The 18,246-nt window shown below is 43.1% G+C and carries 21 protein-coding genes and 1 tRNA gene; 21 read left to right on the forward strand and 1 reads right to left on the reverse strand.

Annotation, left to right across the window (positions count from 1 at the left end; genetic code table 11):
* Window positions 1–2 precede the first annotated feature (2 nt).
* The 19 genes from lgt to HNQ82_RS12330 all read left to right on the forward strand — a co-directional run bounded on the left by lgt (window position 3) and on the right by HNQ82_RS12330 (window position 15,831).
* Window positions 3–812 (forward strand): prolipoprotein diacylglyceryl transferase, encoded by an 810-nt coding sequence (lgt, locus tag HNQ82_RS12240; RefSeq protein WP_183249973.1) that lies wholly within the window; start codon window positions 3–5, stop codon window positions 810–812.
* Window positions 813–830: 18 nt separating this feature from the next.
* Window positions 831–1,766, forward strand: a complete 936-nt coding sequence (locus tag HNQ82_RS12245; protein ID WP_343053492.1) for a nucleoside recognition domain-containing protein — start codon at window positions 831–833, stop codon at window positions 1,764–1,766.
* Complete coding sequence (ppaX, locus tag HNQ82_RS12250; RefSeq protein WP_183249977.1) at window positions 1,756–2,403, forward strand: pyrophosphatase PpaX; 648 nt, start codon at window positions 1,756–1,758, stop codon at window positions 2,401–2,403. Before HNQ82_RS12245 ends, ppaX begins: the two co-directional genes overlap by 11 nt.
* Complete coding sequence (locus tag HNQ82_RS12255; protein WP_183249979.1) at window positions 2,400–2,888, forward strand: acyltransferase; 489 nt, start codon at window positions 2,400–2,402, stop codon at window positions 2,886–2,888. Before ppaX ends, HNQ82_RS12255 begins: the two co-directional genes overlap by 4 nt.
* A gap of 152 nt (window positions 2,889–3,040) precedes the next feature.
* Window positions 3,041–4,219, forward strand: a complete 1,179-nt coding sequence (locus HNQ82_RS12260; protein WP_183249981.1) for an ATP phosphoribosyltransferase regulatory subunit — start codon at window positions 3,041–3,043, stop codon at window positions 4,217–4,219.
* The gene (gene hisG / locus HNQ82_RS12265) at window positions 4,219–4,860 is read left to right on the forward strand and encodes an ATP phosphoribosyltransferase (RefSeq protein WP_183249983.1); all 642 of its coding nucleotides are present in this window, start codon (window positions 4,219–4,221) and stop codon (window positions 4,858–4,860) included. The genes HNQ82_RS12260 and hisG overlap by 1 nt, the downstream gene beginning before the upstream one ends.
* A complete protein-coding gene (hisD, locus tag HNQ82_RS12270) occupies window positions 4,850–6,127 on the forward strand; it encodes a histidinol dehydrogenase (protein ID WP_183249985.1) in 1,278 nt (425 codons plus the stop codon). The genes hisG and hisD overlap by 11 nt, the downstream gene beginning before the upstream one ends.
* Window positions 6,124–6,711, forward strand: a complete 588-nt coding sequence (gene hisB, locus HNQ82_RS12275; RefSeq protein ID WP_032101185.1) for an imidazoleglycerol-phosphate dehydratase HisB — start codon at window positions 6,124–6,126, stop codon at window positions 6,709–6,711. The genes hisD and hisB overlap by 4 nt, the downstream gene beginning before the upstream one ends.
* Entirely contained in the window at window positions 6,712–7,344 is a 633-nt protein-coding gene (hisH, locus tag HNQ82_RS12280; protein ID WP_183249987.1) for an imidazole glycerol phosphate synthase subunit HisH, read from the forward strand.
* Window positions 7,344–8,072: a 1-(5-phosphoribosyl)-5-[(5-phosphoribosylamino)methylideneamino]imidazole-4-carboxamide isomerase gene (gene hisA, locus HNQ82_RS12285; RefSeq protein ID WP_183249989.1), complete on the forward strand. Its 729-nt coding sequence runs from the start codon at window positions 7,344–7,346 to the stop codon at window positions 8,070–8,072. Before hisH ends, hisA begins: the two co-directional genes overlap by 1 nt.
* A complete protein-coding gene (hisF, locus tag HNQ82_RS12290) occupies window positions 8,069–8,827 on the forward strand; it encodes an imidazole glycerol phosphate synthase subunit HisF (RefSeq protein ID WP_183249992.1) in 759 nt (252 codons plus the stop codon). Before hisA ends, hisF begins: the two co-directional genes overlap by 4 nt.
* Window positions 8,824–9,447, forward strand: coding sequence for a bifunctional phosphoribosyl-AMP cyclohydrolase/phosphoribosyl-ATP diphosphatase HisIE (gene hisIE / locus HNQ82_RS12295; protein ID WP_032101181.1), 624 nt, complete (start codon window positions 8,824–8,826; stop codon window positions 9,445–9,447). The genes hisF and hisIE overlap by 4 nt, the downstream gene beginning before the upstream one ends.
* Window positions 9,448–9,530: 83 nt before the next feature.
* Window positions 9,531–10,979 (forward strand): tetratricopeptide repeat protein, encoded by a 1,449-nt coding sequence (locus HNQ82_RS12300; RefSeq protein WP_183249994.1) that lies wholly within the window; start codon window positions 9,531–9,533, stop codon window positions 10,977–10,979.
* A gap of 95 nt (window positions 10,980–11,074) precedes the next feature.
* Window positions 11,075–12,022, forward strand: coding sequence for a thioredoxin-disulfide reductase (trxB, locus tag HNQ82_RS12305; RefSeq protein ID WP_055441740.1), 948 nt, complete (start codon window positions 11,075–11,077; stop codon window positions 12,020–12,022).
* A gap of 231 nt (window positions 12,023–12,253) precedes the next feature.
* Window positions 12,254–12,712: an NUDIX hydrolase gene (locus HNQ82_RS12310; RefSeq protein ID WP_032101178.1), complete on the forward strand. Its 459-nt coding sequence runs from the start codon at window positions 12,254–12,256 to the stop codon at window positions 12,710–12,712.
* A gap of 17 nt (window positions 12,713–12,729) precedes the next feature.
* Window positions 12,730–13,620, forward strand: coding sequence for an RNase adapter RapZ (rapZ, locus tag HNQ82_RS12315; protein WP_183249996.1), 891 nt, complete (start codon window positions 12,730–12,732; stop codon window positions 13,618–13,620).
* Window positions 13,617–14,582, forward strand: a complete 966-nt coding sequence (locus HNQ82_RS12320) for a gluconeogenesis factor YvcK family protein (RefSeq protein ID WP_183249999.1) — start codon at window positions 13,617–13,619, stop codon at window positions 14,580–14,582. Before rapZ ends, HNQ82_RS12320 begins: the two co-directional genes overlap by 4 nt.
* 12 nt (window positions 14,583–14,594) lie before the next feature.
* On the forward strand, window positions 14,595–15,557 hold the full coding sequence (whiA, locus tag HNQ82_RS12325) for a DNA-binding protein WhiA (RefSeq protein WP_183250001.1): 963 nt from the start codon (window positions 14,595–14,597) through the stop codon (window positions 15,555–15,557).
* Window positions 15,558–15,576: 19 nt separating this feature from the next.
* Complete coding sequence (locus HNQ82_RS12330) at window positions 15,577–15,831, forward strand: HPr family phosphocarrier protein (protein ID WP_032101174.1); 255 nt, start codon at window positions 15,577–15,579, stop codon at window positions 15,829–15,831.
* Window positions 15,832–15,857: 26 nt separating this feature from the next.
* Here the strand turns inward: HNQ82_RS12330 and clpP are convergent, their stop codons facing one another.
* Window positions 15,858–16,448, reverse strand: coding sequence for an ATP-dependent Clp endopeptidase proteolytic subunit ClpP (clpP, locus tag HNQ82_RS12335; protein WP_004892507.1), 591 nt, complete (start codon window positions 16,446–16,448; stop codon window positions 15,858–15,860).
* Window positions 16,449–16,660: 212 nt separating this feature from the next.
* On the opposite strand from clpP, the gene HNQ82_RS12340 reads away from it, so the two are divergent.
* Window positions 16,661–16,732 (forward strand) — tRNA-Arg (locus HNQ82_RS12340).
* A gap of 226 nt (window positions 16,733–16,958) precedes the next feature.
* Complete coding sequence (gene rpoN, locus HNQ82_RS12345; RefSeq protein ID WP_183250003.1) at window positions 16,959–18,239, forward strand: RNA polymerase factor sigma-54; 1,281 nt, start codon at window positions 16,959–16,961, stop codon at window positions 18,237–18,239.
* Window positions 18,240–18,246 lie beyond the last annotated feature (7 nt).

Genomic DNA, 18,246 nt, shown 5'->3' on the forward strand with positions numbered 1-18,246 from the left:
TCATGTTGTTACATATTGAACCGCTTGATCGCGTCTTTCTTCAACTCGGACCAATTACAATTTATTGGTACGGTGTTATTATTGCGACAGGCGTATTGCTCGGACTTTGGCTAGCCACAAGAGAAAGCGAGCGTTTAGGGATAAGAAAAGAAACGTTTGTCGATCTTGTATTAATTGCTGTGCCCATTGCGATTGTATGCGCACGCGCGTATTACGTCATTTTTCAATGGGACTACTATTCACAGCACATAAGCGAAATTCCACAAATTTGGCATGGTGGATTGGCGATTCACGGCGGTTTAATTGGTGCCATTGTGACAGGTGTCATTTTTGCGAAAAAACGGCGATTGTCGTTTTGGAAACTCGCAGATATTGCAGCACCAAGCATTATCTTAGGTCAGGCGATTGGACGTTGGGGCAATTTTATGAATCAAGAAGCGCACGGAGGACCTGTATCACGAACATTTTTAGAAAGTTTGCATTTGCCGGATTGGATCATTAATCAAATGTACATACAAGGACAATATTATCACCCGACGTTTTTATATGAATCGTTATGGAATATGCTCGGCTTTCTCGTTTTACTTGCGCTCCGGAGACGAAATTTACGACGAGGAGAATTATTTTTCACGTACATCATTTGGTATTCGATCGGGCGCTTTTTTATTGAAGGATTGCGGACAGACAGTTTAATGTTAACCGAGACGATTCGTATGGCCCAGTTCATTTCGCTTTTGCTTATTTTGTTTGCGGTCATGATGATCGTTGTACGTCGCATGCGCGGTGTAGCGGATGAGCGGTACAACGATTAAATGAGAGGGGGAGGAAACGTGCTTCAAAGGGGTTTGTTTGTTGGATTGAAAACGACATGGACACTCGGAAAAGTCATTTTTCCGATTACGGTCATTGTGACACTTTTACAATACTCCCCCGTTTTACCGTGGGTGACAAATGTTTTAACGCCGATGATGCGGTGGATCGGCTTACCGGGGGATGCCGCGCTCGTTTTAGTGCTTGGCAATTTTTTAAATTTATATGCCGGCATTGGTTCGATGTTGACGATGGACTTGACGGTGAAAGAAGTGTTTATTTTAGCGGTGATGTTGTCGTTTTCACACAATATGCTCGTTGAGTCTGCAGTCGCTGCGCAAGTCGGCGTTCGCGTTTGGTGGACGGTTGCCGTTCGCGTCGGTTTAGCGTTCGTTTCCGCATGGCTCATTCACGTTTTATGGGATGGCGGAGAACAAATGGCGCAGTACGGACTTATGCCACAGTCTTCAACAGTGCCTCATACGTGGGGAGAAATCATCTGGAACGGCATGGAAAAGGCCATATACGGAATCGGGCAACTTGCACTAATCATCATTCCGCTTATGATTGCGATTCAAGTGTTAAAAGAATTGAAGTGGCTCGATACGTTTTCAAAGTGGCTATCGCCATTTGCACGGTTGCTTGGCATTCGTGAAAACGCCTCGCTTACGATGGCGGCTGGTTTATTGTTCGGACTCGCTTACGGTGCAGGCGTCATGATTCAGGCGGTGAAAGAAGACGGGGTGTCTAAAAAAGATTTAACGTTGACGTTTTTATTTTTAGTTGCATGTCATGCGGTAGTGGAAGATACGTTATTGTTCGTGCCACTTGGCATTCCGGTATGGCCGTTGCTTGTCATACGGCTTGTCACCGCTGTTTTATTGACTGTTGCATTAAGCTTTATTTGGAATCGAATGGAACATCGAAAAAGAAAGGAAGCAACGTATGAATATTAATACGATTTTATTTGACTTAGACGGTACGCTTATTAATACGAACGATTTAATTATTGAATCGTTTTTGCACACGCTCAATTATTATTACCCAAATCAATATACGCGTGAAGATGTGCTCGCCTTTATTGGCCCGCCGCTACGGGATACGTTTGAAGCGATCGATCCAAATCGGGTCGACGAAATGATTGAAACGTATCGAGCATTTAACCATGCGCATCATGATGCATTAGTGAAAGAATATGAAACGGTGTATGATACCGTACAAACGCTACATAAAAAAGGCTTTAAACTCGGTATTGTGACAACGAAAATTCGTCATACAGTAAACATGGGATTGAAGTTAACGAAGTTAGATTCGTTTTTCCAATGCATCATTACGCTCGATGATGTCGAACATGCGAAACCGCATCCTGAGCCAATTGAAAAAGCACTCGCGTGTTTACAGGCAAAGCCAGAAGAAACATTAATGGTTGGCGATAACCATCATGACATTTTAGCTGGGAAACATGCAGGGACAAAAACAGCAGGAGTCGCTTGGACGATTAAAGGGCGCGAACATTTAGCGAAATACGAACCTGACTTTATGCTTGAAAAAATGAGCGATTTGTTAAGTATTCTAGGGGTGACGTCGCGTTGAGAAAAACCGAACGCCATGTTGTCGAAGGAACGAATTCCTTATGGCAACTATATCGAACCGTTTCGTTTTGGAAAGTATTGAAAAATGTCATCGTCATTTTGATCGGGCGCTATACCCCGTTTTTCCCATTAAAAAACTGGTTATATCGCACGTTTTTGCGCATGGAAATCGGCAAACATACGGCGTTAGCGTTTATGGTCATGCCAGATATTTTGTTTCCAGAGAAAATTCGCATTGGCAACAACACGATTATTGGTTACAATACGACGATTTTAGCGCATGAATATTTAGTAAATGAGTATCGGCTCGGGGATGTTATCATCGGCAATGAAGTCATGATCGGAGCAAATACAACGATTTTACCGGGAGTGACCATTGGGGATCGTGCGGTTGTTTCCGCAGGCACGCTTGTGCATCGTGATGTACCAGCTGGTGCATTTGTTGGCGGCAATCCGATGCAAATTATTCGTCTTAGCGAACGCTAAGGCGTTTTTTTATGAATAAAAAAGGAATTAAGTCGAAAAAAATCGAATGAGTTTGTAGTTGACGAAACGAAAAACGAGGAGTAAACTACAAATAACAAACTTTACTTTGCTAATATATTAGCGAACTAAAGTAAAAGAAGGACGGGAAGAAAATGAGAGTATTTATGTTTGAAAAACCGCTCGGCATGCGAGATACGTTGCCAGATGTATATAAAACAAAACGTGCATTGCGGGAAGCAATGATGAAAGAAATTGAAACGTGGGGATATTCGTTTATTGAAACACCGACGTTAGAATATGATGAAACGGTTGGCGCTGCATCGGCAATTTTAGATCAGCAGTTGTTTAAGTTGCTCGATCGGGAAGGGCATACGCTCGTGTTGCGTCCAGATATGACTGCTCCCATTGCTCGCCTAGCAGCATCGAAATTATATAAGGAAGGGTGTCCGCTTCGTTTAGCGTATGCGGCGAATGTGTTTCGCGCTCAGCAGCGTGAAGGAGGAAGACCAGCAGAGTTTGAGCAAGTGGGGGTGGAATACATTGGCGACGGTACGATGTATGCTGATGCAGAAGTGATTAGTTTAATGATTTTTGCTTTAAAGCGGGCAGGATTGCGCGATTTCACTGTGACGATCGGTCATATTGGCTATGTTGATGCGTTGTTTTTCGATATTTTGCGTCACGAACAACGTGTAGAAACGTTGCGTCGTTTTTTATATGAAAAAAATTATGTTGGCTATCGAGAGCACGTCAAATCGTTGCCGCTCTCCTCGATTGACCGTGATCGCCTTTTACGTCTTTTAACGTTGAGAGGAGGAGGGGAAGTCGTTGCGGAAGCAAAAACATTTGCGACAACAGAAGTGGAGCGACGGGCAGTTGATGAATTAGAACTACTATGGGCACATATTAACCAATACGGCGTCACCGATATGGTGAAATTAGACATGAGTCTAGTGAGCCATATGAGTTACTATACCGGCGTCCTGTTTGAAGTGTACGCGAAAAACGTTGGGTTTTTACTTGGGAACGGCGGACGATATGATGAATTGTTAGCGAAATTTCACCGCCCCTCGCCTGCGACAGGGTTTAGCGTCCGTTTAGATCGCTTAATGGAAGCGCTTGGCGAAGGGCGAAATGATGAAAAAACGACGTGTATTATTTTTAGTCAAGAACGTTTTGCGGAGGCGTATGCGAAAGCAGCAGAAATGAGACGAAAAGGGGAAAAAGTCGTATTGCAACAAGTGGCAGGTATTCAAGATATGGATCAATTTACTGCATCATTTGACGATGTAGTGTACGTATTAGGGAAACGCGGAAAGGATGAACGATGATGCTGACGGTTGCGATGCCAAAAGGACGTATTTTTACGGAGGCGCTCGTATTGTTAAAACAAGCGGGTTATGAAATTCCTGATGACTTAGAACATTCTCGAAAACTAATGATTGACGTCCCGAATGAACAGCTGCGCTTTATTTTAGCGAAGCCGATGGACGTTGTGACATATGTTGAACATGGGGTTGCTGATGTCGGCATTGCCGGTAAAGATGTGCTCCTTGAGGAAGAGCGAGATGTGTATGAAATGTTAGATTTGCGCATAAGTCCTTGTTATTTGGCGGTGGCAGGGCTCCCGAATACGCGCGTTCACCCGATTGCGCCAAGAGTGGCAACAAAATATCCAAATATCGCATCCACTTATTTTCGCGAGCAAGGGGAACAAGTAGAAATTATTAAATTAAACGGGTCTGTTGAATTAGCCCCACTCATTGGCTTAGCCGAACGAATTGTTGACATTGTTTCGACAGGGCGAACGTTAAAAGAAAACGGGCTCGTTGAATTAGAGCGAATTGTTGATGTGACATCGCGCTTTATTGTAAATCCGGTTAGTTATCGCATGCAAGATCGAGCGATTGAACAAATGGTTGATCGTTTAACATACGCGATCGAGAAAGCGGGGGAGTGCAATGAAAATTGAACGTGTACAAGGGACCGTATCGCTTCGACGGACGATCGAAAGTGGAACGGAAGAGCAAAGACAAGCAGTCAAACGGATTATTGATGATGTGCGAAACAACGGAGATGGCGCATTAAAAAAATATACGGAAATGTTTGATGGCATTTCACTTGATACGTTTGCCGTCACCCAAGAAGAAATTGAAGAAGCATATTGGCTAGTTGATGAGAACATGGTTCATATCATTCGTGAAGCGGCACAAAATATTCGAGAATATCATGAACGTCAACGAATGACATCGTGGTTTATGACGCGTGACGATGGAACGATTCTCGGACAAAAAGTAACACCGCTTGATGCAGTCGGTTTATATGTGCCGGGCGGAACAGCCGCTTATCCATCATCGGTGCTTATGAATGTCATTCCCGCGCAAGTAGCTGGAGTGAAGCGTATTGTCATCGTTTCCCCGCCAAATGAACGTGGAACGTTGCCTGCGGCTGTTCTTGTTGCGGCATGTGAACTCGGTGTTCAAGAGATATATAAAGTTGGCGGCGCCCAAGCAATTGCAGCACTAGCATACGGTACGGAGACGATCGAGCCAGTCGATAAAATTTTTGGACCTGGAAACATTTATGTCGCACTTGCTAAAAGGGAAGTGTTCGGTCAAGTTGACATTGATATGATTGCGGGGCCGAGTGAAATTGTCGTGCTCGCTGATGAAACAGCAAAGCCGAACGAAATTGCAGCCGATTTATTATCGCAAGCAGAACATGATGAACGAGCAGTTAGTATATTGGTGACACCGTCTTTACAACTTGCTTTAAAAGTAGAAGAAGAGGTGGAAAAACAGCTTGCCACCCTTCCACGAAAAGAAATTGCCCAAAAAGCAATGAATGAATATGGTGTCATTTATGTGACCGATACGATGAAACAGGCGATTGATGTTGTAAATGAATTAGCACCAGAACATTTAGAAGTGATGACGGCTGAACCGTTTGAAATATTAAGTGACATTCGACATGCGGGTGCCATCTTTTTAGGTCCGTACAGTTCTGAACCTGTAGGAGATTATTTTGCGGGGACGAATCATGTGTTGCCGACAAATGGGACCGCCCGTTTTTCGTCTGGGCTAACCGTTGAGGCATTTATGAAAAAATCAAGCATCATTTTTTATAGTCAACAAGCATGGCAGCAACATGCGGCAAAAATTGCGGCGTTTGCACGATTAGAAGGGCTTGAAGCACATGCACGAGCAGTAGAGGAACGATTAAAAAGGGGAGACAAATGATGCGGACAGCAACCATTCAACGAGCGACAAATGAAACACAAATTGAGCTTACGTTTACGATTGATGGGGAAGGAAAAGCGGAGTTAGAAACAGGTGTCCCATTTTTAACACATATGCTTGATTTATTTACAAAGCATGGCCATTTCAATTTATTTGTTCATGCAAAGGGAGACACACATATTGACGATCATCATACGACAGAAGATATTGGTATTTGTTTAGGGCAAGCGATTCGCCAAGCACTCGGTGATAAAAAAGGAATTAGACGATACGGAAATGCGTTCGTTCCGATGGACGATGCGCTTGCGCAAGTCGTTATTGATGTGAGCAATCGTCCGCATCTTGAGTTTCGTGGGGAGTTTCCAAGTCAAAAAGTCGGGGCGTTTGACGTCGAGCTAGTGCATGAATTTTTATGGAAACTAGCATTAGAAGCGCGAATGAACGTACATGTCATCGTTCATTATGGACGTAATACACATCATATGATTGAGGCGGTATTTAAAGCACTTGCACGCGCGCTAGATGAAGCCACGATGATTGATCCACGCGTTACATCTGTACCGTCAACGAAAGGAATGTTGTAAATGATCGGCATTATTGATTATGGCATGGGCAATTTATATAGCGTCAGTAAAGCACTAGAGCGATTAAACGTGCCGTATATCGTTGCAGGTGATCCAAGCAAATTGCGTCAAGCAGATGGTTTCATTTTGCCTGGTGTTGGTTCATTTAAAGATGCGATGCATATTTTAACGGAAACGAAGCTTGACTCTTTCATTCGCGAACAAGTCGCGACAGGGAAACCGCTTCTTGGTATTTGTTTAGGCATGCAACTTTTGTTTGAAGAAAGCGAAGAAAATGGTTTGACGTCGGGATTGCAGTTACTCCCAGGCCGCGTCGTTCGCTTTGCGGGGATGACAAAAGAAGGAAAGCGATATAAAGTACCGCATATGGGATGGAACGAACTCGTTTTCCATCAGCCGTCCCCGCTTTTTGATCACGTTGAGCGAGGACACGTATATTTCGTGCACTCGTATTATGTGCAAGCGGATGACCCAACCGTTGTGTTAGCAAGTGCCCGATATGATGTAGAAGTTCCTGCGGTCGTTGGACGTGGGACGATATTTGGCACGCAATTTCACCCAGAGAAAAGCGGAAAACTCGGGATGCGTCTATTGCAAAATTATGCGAGGGTTGTAGAAAGGAAGAGGGGCTAATGTTTACGATTTATCCAGCGATCGACATGCGCGATGGGAAATGTGTTCGCCTCGTGCAAGGAGATTACAATCAAGAAACAGTATATGGACACTCGCCAGTAGAAATGGCTCGCTCGTTTGTTTCACAAGGAGCGACATGGATTCATATGGTCGATTTAGACGGCGCGAAAGAAGGAAGGCGTGTAAATGACGCGTTTGTCGTTGAAGTGGCGAACACGTTAGGGGTGAACGTTCAAATTGGCGGTGGCATTCGTACAGAAGAAGATGTGGCGTATTATTTAGAACAAGGTGTGGCACGCGTCATTTTAGGGAGCGCTGCGATTTCGAATCCTTCGTTTGTGAAAGCGATGCTTCGCACGTATGGTGAGCGAATTGTGATCGGTATTGATGCAAAAAACGGGTTTGTTGCGACAGAAGGGTGGACGCATACATCGACGATCGAAGCTGTTGAACTTGGCAAACAGCTCGCGGACGCTGGAGCAGAAACGTTTATTTTTACAGATATTGCGACAGATGGAATGTTATCAGGCCCAAATATCGAGGCAGTCGTTCGGTTAGCCAAAGCGACGAATAAACGTATCATCGCCTCAGGGGGGATTCGTTCGCTCGATGATTTACGTTCCTTAAAGCAATTCGAAACAGAAGGAGTGGCTGGAGCGATTGTCGGTAAAGCGCTATATACAGGAAAGTTTACAGTCGCTGAGGCGTTAAAGGCGGTGGAGCAATGATCACTAAGCGAATTATTCCTTGTTTAGACGTGAAAGATGGGCGCGTTGTCAAAGGGGTGCAATTTGTTTCGTTGCGTGATGCGGGTGATCCGGTAGAGCTTGCTCGCGTGTACGATGAACAAGGAGCTGACGAACTTGTTTTTTTAGATATTTCTGCGTCACATGAAGGTCGAAAAACGATGGTGGACGTCGTTCAACGTGTCGCTGGGCAGCTTGCCATTCCGTTTACTGTCGGAGGTGGCATTAGCACATTAGAAGATATGAAAACGATTTTGCGTGCTGGAGCGGACAAGGTATCTGTCAATACCGCAGCACTATTGCGGCCGGAGTTGATTACAGAAGGAGCGAATTTTTTTGGTTCGCAATGTATCGTCGTGGCAATTGATGCGAAGTACGATCCAACGATGCAGTCGTGGCGCGTGTATACGCACGGTGGCCGCCGTCCGACAGATTGGGAAGTTGTCGCATGGGCGAAAGAGGCTGTCAAGCGCGGAGCAGGAGAAATTTTATTAACGAGCATGGATCGCGATGGTGGAAAAGACGGTTTTGATTTGGCGTTAACGAAACAAGTGAGTGAAGCGGTGTCTGTTCCTGTCATTGCATCAGGAGGGGCAGGATGCGCGCAACATTTTGTTGATGTGTTTCAAGTCGCTCAAGCGGATGCAGCGCTAGCGGCCTCCATTTTTCATTATAAAGAAACGTCTGTCCAACAAGTGAAACAGTACGTGCGTAAACAGGGGGTAAATGTTCGATGAATGTCAAAGCGGTGCGATTTAATGAACAAGGACTTGTTCCAGCGATTGTCCAAGATGCGCACAGTAAAGAAGTGCTGACGTTAGCATATATGAACGAGCAGTCGCTACAAAAAACGTTACAAACGAAAGAAACGTGGTTTTATAGTCGCTCCCGTCAAACGTTATGGCATAAAGGGGAAACATCAGGAAACGTGCAAAAAGTTGTTGATATTCGCTACGACTGCGATGCGGACGCACTCCTGATCCTTGTTGAACCAAAAGGGCCAGCTTGTCATACAGGGGAGTATTCTTGTTTTCATCATCGTTTAAGCGATGAAAAACCTATAGCGAAGCCAGATCGCTTTGCCATTTTAAACGTGTTAGAGTCGGTCATTGCGGAGCGTGAGGCCAAACGTCCTGAAGGATCGTATACGACATATTTATTTGATAAAGGAATTGATAAAATCGCTAAAAAAGTTGGGGAAGAAGCGGCTGAAGTCATTATTGCCGCTAAAAATCGCTCAAAAGAAGAACTGCGATGGGAAGCGGCGGATTTATTGTATCATTTGCTCGTTTTGCTGCGTGAACAGCGCGTGTCGCTCGATGATGTTCTTTCCGTATTAGCTGAGCGTCATCGGTGACGCTTTTTTACCTATCCATGTTGTTCTAAAGCGAAAATGTGGTATACTTTCTTTCGGTGAAAGAAATCAACATGGAGGGTTCGATGGAAAAACATTTGCAAAAACGTGTCGGAAAAGTCATCCCGTTTATTCAAGACGGTACGTACTTTTTTAATAAAGGTGTCACATGTTATCGCCGCCGCGATTTACGTAAAGCGAAAGCGTATTTGCAACGTGCGGTGCAACTCGAGCCAGAACAAAGTACATTTGCTTGCCAACTGGCGATTGTATTGTCAGAATTGGGGGAATATGCGCAATCGAATGAATGGCTATTGCGCGTTATTGAACATAATGATGATTTAACGGAATGTTTTTATTTTTTGGCTAACAATTATGCCCATCTAGGATTATTTGGCGAGGCGACGAAATATGCTGAACAGTATATGGAGCGCGAGCCGGATGGGGAGTTTGCTGAGTATACGCTCGATTTATTAGACATTTTAACGATTGAACAAGACGATGATGAGTGGCTGAATTACGATGATATGTTAATGAAGCAAGAACAGGCTCGTACGTTGCTTGAAAAAGGTGAGTTTCAAGAAGCGATTACTTTGTTTGAAGAAATGATCGAACAACATCCAGAGCATTGGGCAGCTTACAACAATTTAGCACTAGCTTATTTTTATCAAGGAAACGTCGGAAAAGCGAGACAAACGATCGAATACATTTTGAAGCAAAATCCAGGCAATTTGCATGCTCTTTGCAACGATGCGGTGTTCTCGTATTATTTACAAGAACAAGAGCGGTTATTTTCACTTACTCAGTCGTTACAGCGCGTATATCCGATTTCATTTGAACATCGGTATAAGCTTGGGGTGACATTTGCAATTGTCGGGCGCTACGATTTAGCGTTCCAATGGTTGCGGCAATTACAACGCCGCGGTTTCGAAGGGGATGCCCCGTTTTATTATTGGTACGCATATGCGGCATATCATATGGGATATCGCATGTTGGCGGAGTCGATGTGGAACAAATTCATTGCGCTTCATCCAGATAAAAAAGGAAGCGAACCGTGGCGTTATCGGGAACAGACGATCGAACACATTCAGTCGTTATTTGCAAAGCAAGATGTCGCTTCTTCCTTATATGCTTTATATTTAATCAGCAAATCGTTTATGACAAATGATTGTCCGTTTCCAAAACAGTCATGGTCTCATCCACTTCTACAGCAATGGAACGACTACGTATATGGCCATGACCAACAAGTGCCGACATATATTGTCGATGCCCATCGTATTGTGACGTTGCTTATTCAACATAATGGGTTTGAATATGAGCCGTTATACATTGCTTGGTTTTCTTTTTTTGTCGAGGCGATGAAGGGGATCGATTCATTTTCTAATCATCAAGCGTGGGCGGCGGCATTTGAATATATGTTTCGCAGACAGCGCGGTCAACGTGTGACACAGCGCATGCTTGCGGAGCGTTACGGTGTATCTGTTGCGACGGTTGGAAAGTATGTAAAAATCATCAAACAACAGTGGCACGAATGAGCAAGTTAATGGACGCCTTTTCTTTTGTTGTATTACGATAGAAATATGGAAACGATAAAATGGAGAGCTATGTATAAAGAAAGGGTGGAAGAAACGTGTCACAAGAAAAAATTTATGACGTCATTATTATTGGCGCAGGACCTGCAGGAATGACAGCAGCAGTATATACTTCTCGGGCGAATTTATCAACGCTTATGATTGAGCGCGGTGTTCCTGGTGGTCAAATGGCAAACACAGAGGAAGTGGAAAACTATCCAGGTTATGACCATATTCTTGGACCAGAACTGGCGACGAAAATGTTTGAACATGCGAAAAAATTTGGTGCTGAATATGCATATGGCGATGTAAAAGAAGTAATTGATGGCGAGGAATATAAAACAGTCGTAACAAGTAATCAACAATATAAAGCTCGTGCCATTATTATTGCGACAGGAGCGGAGTATAAAAAGCTTGGCGTTCCTGGTGAAAAAGAATTAGGGGGACGCGGTGTTTCATATTGTGCGGTATGTGACGGAGCGTTTTTTAAAGGGAAAGAACTTGTCGTTGTAGGCGGTGGAGATTCTGCAGTTGAAGAAGGTGTATATTTAACGCGTTTTGCAAGTAAAGTGACGATCGTTCACCGTCGCGACCAGTTGCGTGCGCAAAAAATTTTACAGCAACGAGCGTTTGCGAATGAAAAAATCGATTTTATTTGGAATCATACAGTCAAGCAAATTAACGAAAAAGATGGTCGAGTCGGTAGTGTCACGCTCGTTCATACACAAACAGGGGAAGAGCGCGAGTTTCCGTGTGATGGTGTGTTCATTTACATCGGGATGGTGCCGTTGACAAAGCCGTTTGCTTCGCTTGGCATTACGAATGAAAATGGCTACATTGAAACGAATGAACTAATGGAAACAAAAGTACCGGGCATTTTTGCTGCGGGGGATGTTCGTGAAAAGTCGCTTCGTCAAATTGTTACAGCAACAGGTGATGGTAGCATTGCGGCACAAAGCGCACAACATTACGTGGAAGAACTAAAGGAAAAGCTTAACATTCAGTAACGAAAACGTAATGTTGCTTTAATTGAACTGTAACACGCTTGAAATAATAAAAGAGTATGATAAAAGTAAGTAATTGACCCCCTTTTTATATACACTTGTTGGCACGGGCTTTCGTCCCGTGCTTTCTTTTTTGCTCATGGTCATGAAAACGTTTCAAAATTTATACTTTGTGACCTTTTGTAAGAAATAGTATAATGGAAAAAACATATTCATTATTGAGGTGAACGGACGTTGCAACGAGTGACGAACTGTGTATTAGTAAAAGACGGACACGTTCTTTTGTTAAAAAAACCTCGGCGCGGTTGGTGGGTAGCGCCCGGTGGGAAGATGGAACAAGGAGAATCGATACGTGAAGCTTGTGTGCGAGAATATCGTGAAGAAACAGGCGTTTATTTGAAAAAACCTCAATTAAAAGGGGTATTTACGTTTGTGATGAAACGAGGGGAAGAAGTCGTTTCCGAATGGATGATGTTTACGTTTTTTGCGGAACATTTTGACGGCGAAAACGTATTACAATGTGAAGAAGGGGAGCTCGCTTGGCATCCAATTGAACAGATTCCAACGTTGCCGATGGCGCCAGGCGATTATCATATTATTGATTATGTCATTAAGGGAACAGGAATCATGTATGGCACGTTTACGTATACGGAGGAATTTGAGTTGTTGTCTTACCGGCTTGATCCGAGTTAAAGAAAGGAGAAAGGGCGATGAGCACAGGTTCAGCACATGTTCAAATGGTTATTATTACAGGGATGTCGGGGGCAGGAAAAACGGTCGCCATTCAAAGCTTTGAAGATTTAGGTTATTTTTGTGTCGACAATTTACCGCCAACGTTGTTACCGAAGTTTCTTGAATTAATTCGGGAATCAGGCAATAAAATGAATAAAATTGCACTCGTCATGGATTTACGGAGCCGTGACTTTTTTGACCGTCTTTTTGCCGCACTTGATGATTTGGCAGAAACGTCATGGGTAACCCCACAAATTTTATTTTTAGATGCAAATGATGCTACGCTTGTGAGTCGTTATAAAGAAACGCGTCGTTCACATCCTCTTGCGCCTAGCGGATTGCCACTTGAAGGGATAAAGCTTGAGCGACAGTTACTTGAAGAATTAAAAGGGCGTGCTCAAATGATTATTGATACGTCCAACTTAAAGCCGCGTGAACTTCGTGAAAAAATTGTGCAAACATTTGCGACGCCTGCAACGACAACTTTTTCTGTCAATGTCGTTTCATTCGGTTTTAAATACGGTCTGCCGATTGATGCGGATCTCGTTTTTGATGTTCGCTTTTTACCGAACCCTCATTATATTGAGCATATGCGCCCGAAAACGGGTTTGGATGAAGAAGTATCATCTTACGTATTAAAATGGACAGAAACGCAAAAATTTATTGAAAAAGTAACGGATTTGCTTTCGTTTATGCTCCCACATTATAAACGGGAAGGAAAAAGTCAAGTTGTCATTGCGATAGGATGCACAGGTGGACAGCATCGTTCCGTTACGTTAGCGGAGTATATTGGACGTTATTTTGCTGACGAGTATACAACGCACGTATCACATCGAGATATTGCAAAAAGAAAGGATACGCATCGATGAAAAAAATTGTTGTCATCGGTGGGGGGACGGGTCTTCCTGTATTGCTTCGAGGGCTTAAACAATACGATGTCGATTTAACAGCCATTGTTACTGTTGCGGATGACGGTGGAAGCTCAGGAAGATTGCGCGATGAACTCGATATGCCCCCACCTGGAGATATTCGTAATGTGCTTGCAGCTCTTTCTGACGTAGAACCGCTTATTATCGAATTGTTTCAACATCGATTTGAAAACGGAAACGGGTTATCAGGTCATTCGCTTGGCAATTTAATTTTAGCAGCGATGACGTCGATTACTGGCGATTTTGTACGTGCCGTCCGTGAAATGGGGAAAGTGTTGAATGTACGTGGAAAAGTGTTGCCAGCAGCTAATGAAAGTGTCGTTTTGCATGCTGAAATGGAAGACGGGACGATCGTATCAGGTGAGTCAAAAATTCCGTATTCCGGGAAACAAATTAAACGTGTATTTTTAACCCCGGAAAATATAGAACCGCTTGACGAAACGATTACAGAATTACGGACGGCAGACTTAATTGTTATTGGACCCGGCAGTTTATACACGAGCATTTTACCGAACTTACTCGTTCCTAAAATTGGCGAAGAGGTATGTAAATCGAAGGCGAAAAAAGTATATATATGCAACGTCATGACCCAAGCAGGGGAAACATTAAACTATACAGCGAGCGATCATGTGAAAGCGCTGTATGATCATATGGCATGTGCCTTTTTAGATGCAGTCATTGTCAATGATGCCCCGATTTTGCCAGAAACAAAAGAGCGATATGCGAAAGAATTTGCCGCACCGGTCGTTTGTGATATACGAGAGTTAGAAGCGCTCGGTTTACAAGTCATTTGTGATGCGCTCATCGATGAACGAGATGGAACGGTGCGTCATGATACGAAAAAAATAGCGGCGTTGCTCGTTTCGCTTCTTGCACCTCCTTCGCACGACACACATGTATAGGAGGTGGAATCGTTGTCGTTTGCATCAGAAACAAAGAAGGAATTAACGAGTATCGAAGTGAAGTCTTGTTGTTTAAAAGCAGAGTTATCTGCTTTAATTCGAATGAACGGTTCCATTTCATTTTCAAACCGACGTTTATTGTTAAATATTCAAACAGAAAATGCTGCAATCGCAAGGCGTATTTATACGTTATTAAAAAAAGGATACAACGTAGCAGTCGAGTTACTTGTGCGTAAAAAGATGCGCTTAAAGAAAAATAATGTATATATCGTACGTGTTGTCGAAGGAACATCTGAATTGCTATCGGATTTAAAAATTATGGAAGAAGGATTTTCGTTTGTCCGTTCCATTTCACCGGAGCTTGTCCAAAAAAAATGTTGCAAGCGTTCGTATTTGCGCGGGGCTTTTTTGGCAGGGGGATCTATCAACAATCCAGAAACATCGTCTTATCATTTAGAAATCTTCTCTCTATATCGTGAACATAACGAATCGCTTTGTGAACTGATGAACACGGCTTTTTATTTACATGCCCGCACATTAGAAAGGAAAAAAGGATTTATTACGTATTTGAAAGAGGCGGAGAAAATTGCAGAGTTTTTAAGCATTATCGGGGCGCATCAAGCACTACTGCGTTTTGAAGATGTTCGCATCGTACGCGACATGCGCAACTCAGTCAATCGGCTCGTTAATTGCGAAACGGCGAACTTAAACAAAACAATTGGAGCAGCTTTACGCCAAGTGGAAAATATTCGTTATATTGATGAGACGATTGGACTTGATCAACTCCCGGAAAAACTTCGTGAAATTGCAAAATTGCGCATTGAATATCAAGATGTGACGCTAAAAGAGCTTGGGGAGATGGTTTCTGGCGGGAAAATTAGCAAATCTGGCATTAACCATCGTCTGCGCAAACTAGATGAAATTGCCGAGCGACTTCGGGCCGGTCAGCCTATTGATTTTCATAAATCTTTATAAACTATGGGAGGAATGCATGATGGTAGAAAAACAAGTGGAAGTACGGTTAAAAACAGGATTGCAAGCGCGTCCAGCTGCGTTGTTTGTTCAAGAAGCAAACCGCTTTTCAGCTGATATTTATATTGAAAAAGACGGTAAAAAAGTGAATGCGAAAAGCATTATGGGATTAATGAGCTTAGCGATCCATACAGGGGCAGTAATCACGATTTATGCTGACGGTCCAGATGAGCAGGAAGCGCTAAACAAGCTCGTGAAATACGTTGAACAAGAATAAAAACAAGGCGGTCGCACCGCCTTGTTTTATTTTTCATCGACGCGCGTTAATACGCGGTCAATTAAACCGTATTCTTTTGCTTTTTCTGCTGTCATAAAGTTATCGCGATCTGTATCGCGCTCGATCACTTCGATCGGTTGCCCTGTATTTTCAGATAAGATGCGGTTTAATTTGTCGCGCAAGAATAAAATACGTTTCGCTGCAATTTCAATTTCTGTTGCTTGACCTTGCACACCACCGAGCGGTTGGTGAATCATGATCTCACTATTTGGCAATGCGAAACGTTTTCCTTTAGCGCCAGCTGCAAGTAAAAATGCTCCCATAGAAGCTGCCATACCGATACAAATCGTTGATACGTCTGGCTTAATAAATTGCATTGTATCGTAAATCGCCATGCCTGCTGTAATCGAACCACCAGGGCTGTTAATGTAAAGGGAAATGTCTTTTTCAGGATCTTCGGCTGCTAAAAATAAAAGCTGAGATACGATTGAGTTTGCTACATGATCGTCAATTGGACTTCCTAAAATAATAATGCGGTCTTTTAATAAGCGAGAGTAAATGTCATATGCGCGTTCTCCACGGCTCGTTTGTTCAATGACTGTAGGAATTAAGTTCATGCTCTTCCTCCTCCGATAGATCGTTTTTTATGTACTTTTATCATACAAAAAAGGTCAATAAAGGTCAAATGAAATACCTTTTATTTATATGTATTCGCTTTTTTTCTTCTGCATCCCTTCTTTCATCGTTTCCGCTTTTTGAAATTTTAAACGTCACCGCTATTGCATTTTTTTTTCTTCTTCACTATAATGGTAAGTGCATTTATCATTATGCCCTCGTAGTGTAGTGGATAGCACGAGAGATTCCGGTTCTCTTAGCGTGGGTTCGAATCCTGCCGAGGGCGTCAGTCACCCCCTGCTTGTTATGCAAGCAGGGGTTTTTTACATAAAAAATAAAGTCCGGTGAGCCACACCGGACGAATAGATGAATTTTGCGAGGCTTGCTCGCTTGTTCTATAAGAATGATAACATGCCATCGGTGCATATGCATAGTAGAAAAAACATCCAATATGTTTTTATCGTCTCTCCCTTAAAGAGATGATAAAATGAGGGTGAAGGGAGATGGCATGAATGGAGATGCAATTAACGCAAAGGCAAGAGCTAAAAGTTGCGTTGACAAAAGAGCTTGTACAGGCGATTGAATTGTTGCAATATTCGACGCTAGAGCTACAATCGCTTTTACATGAGCAAGCGCTTGAAAATCCATTTATCGAGCTACGTGAACGAAAACGAATGGTAAATAAGCGACGAGAACGGACGGATCAGAAACATTATATCGAAAATGTAAGCGCTTTTAATCGTTCGCTCGCTTCTCATTTGCATGCTCAACTTGTCGGAATGTATATATGCGATAAAGAGAGAAAAGCACTTGATTATTTAATTGCGTCACTTGATGAATACGGTTATTTGCATACAACAATTGCAGAGGCAGCTTGCCATCTTCAGCTAGAAGAAACGATCGTGTCACGAGCGCTTCATATGCTACGCTCACTTGATCCTGCTGGGGTAGGGGCAGAAAATTTATCGCATTGTTTATATTTACAACTCATTCGTCTTCCACAAAGAGATGAGCTAGCAGAGACGATTGTGACGGAGTATTTCGAGCTGTTTGTTCATAAAAAGTGGAAAGAAGTAAAAGCGAAACTAGGTGTAGAGTTAGCAGATTTACAGCGAGTGTGGGAACTTATTCGTACGCTCCATCCACGCCCTGGAAGTTTGTATAACGATGAACAAATGACGTACATTGTGCCAGATGTCATCGTGTCATATAGTAATGGGGTGTGGAGTGTAACGATCAATGAAGACATCATTCCAACAATCGTATGGAATGAATCGTATGAACGAAAAGTGCAGATGGATGATCCGCACATTCAAAAATACATTGAAGAAAAAAGACAACAGTTCCATTGGATTCAACGTTGTTTAACTCAGCGAGCCACGACGATTGAACAAATTGCATGTGAGCTCATTTATCGACAGCGCGATTATTTTGAGAAAGGCTTGCTTCATATGAAGCCGCTTACGATGCGCGAAGTTGCAACGGCACTAAACATTCATGAATCGACCGTCAGTCGCGCGGTGAAAAATAAATATATGCAAACGCCCCACGGTTTAATTGATATGCGCCGCTTTTTTACAAGTGGTGTAGATGAACATGCGTCCCAAGAAAAAGTAAAACGTTTAATTGCGGAATTAATTAAGCAAGAAAATAGACAAAAACCTCTCTCTGATCAAAACATTGCCGACTTACTCGAGCAACGCTACAATATTTGTGTAGCGCGGCGAACGGTTGCGAAATATCGTGAACAACTTCATATTCCGCCAGCTTCGAAACGAAAGCAATATGCATAAAGGGGAC

The organism is Anoxybacillus tengchongensis (assembly GCF_014201585.1).
GTDB classification, from domain to species: Bacteria; Bacillota; Bacilli; order Bacillales; family Anoxybacillaceae; genus Anoxybacillus; species Anoxybacillus tengchongensis.